The following is a 2,030-nucleotide window of genomic DNA, read 5'->3' as shown; positions in this document are numbered from 1 at the left end:
TGAAGGGATGCAGTAATGAAGGTCGAAGTCCTCACCCCGTCGTGCAACCTCGACACCGTCCGCGACGGGCGCGGCGGCATTTTCACCTGGGTCCCGCCGGAACCACTGCTCGAGTTCAACCTGATCTACATGCACCCTGGCAAGGTGCGCGGCCTGCACTACCACCCGCATTTCGTCGAATACCTGCTGTTCGTCGAGGGCAACGGCGTGCTGGTGACCAAGGACGACCACGAGGACCCGGACTGCCCCGAGGAGTTCATCCACGTCGGCAAGGGCATCTGCACCCGCACACCGATCGGGGTGATGCACACCGTGTACTCGATCACCCCGCTGACGTTCGTCGCCATGCTGACCAAGCCGTGGGACGAGTGCGATCCGCCGATCGTGCAGGTGGCGCCGCTGCCGCACACCTTGGAAGGCAACGGCGCGTGAACGCCGCGACCGGACAGCGAAGCCACGCAGGAGCATGCCGGCCCGGTATGCCCGGCCCCCGTGCGCGCCGATGGAGTCTCGTGACTCCTGGAAGGGACTCGAGGTGAGCCGGTTACGTGTGGCTGTGGCGGGCGCCGCCGGATACGTGGGCTCCGCGCTGGTGGAAGCGCTCGAGCGGAACGGCCGGACGGAGGTGGTGCCGGTGCTGCGCGCCGACCACGAACGGCATCGCACGGCAGGTCGCTACGACGTGCTGATCAATGCCGCCTGCCCGTCGAAGAGGTTCTGGGCCGAACAGCATCCCGAGGAAGACCGGCGGGAGACGGTGGACAAAACGCGCTTGCTGCGTGAGCAGTGGCGCTGGGAGCGGTTCGTGCAGATCAGCAGCATCTCCGCGCGCACCCAGCTGGACACGGTCTACGGCCGCCATCGCGCGGAGGCGGAGCAGCTGTGTTCTGGCCCCGACACGCTCGTCGTGCGGCTCGGCCCGATGTACGGCGGGGACTACCGCAAGGGCGTGCTGGCGGACATGGCCGCCGACCGTCCGGTGTTCGCCAGTGGCCGCTCACGGCAGAGCTTCGCCCCCGTGGACTGGTGCGCCGAGTGGATCACAGGCCACCTCGGCGACACCGGACTGCGCGAGGTCGGCGCACGCACCACCGTGACGCTGTCCGAGGTGCGCGACGCGGTGGGCTCGCACTCGCCCTTCGCCAAAGACTATGTCGACGACCAGTTCCCGATCACCGCCACCGGCCCGGACTGGCCGGAGGCGGCGGCGGTGATCGACTGGCTGGCCGGGCGGAGGGTCAGCGGTGCACCGGCGAGGTGACGCGATGCCTGCTGGGGCGCAGGTACTTCTCCGCGCACAGCGTGAGCAGGAAACGCACGCTGGTCGCCACGTCGCGGGTGCGCATCTTGGACGCGCCCGCGGTGCGGTTGAGGACATGGATCGGCACCTGCTCGATCCGGAAGCCATTCGTGGCGAGAATGTAGAGACTTTCGAAGAAGAAGGAGTAGCCGGTCGATCGGACGCGATCGAAAACCGCCACCGGAACGGCGTCCAGCCGGTAGTATCGGAACGCGCCGGTGGCATCGTAGGGCATCCGCAACAGTGTCACGGTCAGAAAATGCCCGACCCGGGTGAGGATCTTGCGGAAGGGAGTCCAGTCGGCCAGGCTGTCCTCTTTCAGATACCGCGATCCGACCACGACGTCGAACCCCGCAGCGGCGGCGCGCAATGCCGGAAGATACGACGGCGGATGCGCGAAATCGGAATCCATCGTGATGATGTGCGCATATCCCTGCGCGTAAGCCCAGCGGATACCGGCCTGGTGTGCGGAGCCCACGCCCTGGCGACCGGCCCGGTGCAGCACATGGATGCGGGGCGCGTGCTGTCGGGCCAGCTCATCGAGCAGATCTCCGGTGCCGTCCGGAGAATTGTCGTCGACGAACAGGACGTCGAAATCGGAGCCCTGTTCCAGGATCTGAGCGAGCAACGGGCCCACGTTGCGACGCTCGTTGTACGTCGGAATCATTACCAGAGTTTTTTCGGAGGCCGCGCTCATGCAATCGAATTCTAATACCGGCGGCGACCGAAA

The 2,030-nt window shown here is 66.6% G+C and carries 3 protein-coding genes; 2 read left to right on the top strand and 1 reads right to left on the bottom strand.

Annotated elements, in window-relative coordinates:
• Positions 1-15: 15 nt before the first annotated feature.
• Together ABZ552_RS12805 and ABZ552_RS12800 are read left to right on the top strand one after the other, a co-directional pair.
• Complete coding sequence (locus ABZ552_RS12805) at positions 16-432, top strand: hypothetical protein (RefSeq protein WP_039798180.1); 417 nt, start codon at positions 16-18, stop codon at positions 430-432.
• Positions 433-535: 103 nt separating this feature from the next.
• Positions 536-1,261 carry an NAD-dependent epimerase/dehydratase family protein gene (locus ABZ552_RS12800; RefSeq protein ID WP_281918572.1) on the top strand — a complete coding sequence of 242 codons (726 nt, stop codon included), beginning with the start codon at positions 536-538 and terminating at the stop codon, positions 1,259-1,261.
• On the opposite strand, the gene ABZ552_RS12795 is transcribed toward ABZ552_RS12800, so the two are convergent.
• Positions 1,239-1,997, bottom strand: coding sequence for a polyprenol monophosphomannose synthase (locus ABZ552_RS12795; RefSeq protein ID WP_281918573.1), 759 nt, complete (start codon positions 1,995-1,997; stop codon positions 1,239-1,241). The genes ABZ552_RS12800 and ABZ552_RS12795 overlap by 23 nt on opposite strands.
• Positions 1,998-2,030 lie beyond the last annotated feature (33 nt).

The organism is Nocardia sp. NPDC019219 (genome assembly GCF_040632645.1).
In the GTDB taxonomy this organism is placed as follows: Bacteria; Actinomycetota; Actinomycetes; order Mycobacteriales; family Mycobacteriaceae; genus Nocardia; species Nocardia sputorum.
This window is presented reverse-complemented; position numbering and strand designations above follow the sequence as displayed.

Bases quoted from the DNA above. Each gene is read 5' to 3' on its own strand.
- ABZ552_RS12805 (WP_039798180.1), top strand. From the start codon at position 16: ATGAAGGTCGAAGTCCTCACCCCGTCGTGCAACCTCGACACCGTCCGC.
- ABZ552_RS12795 (WP_281918573.1), bottom strand. From the start codon at position 1,997: ATGAGCGCGGCCTCCGAAAAAACTCTGGTAATGATTCCGACGTACAAC.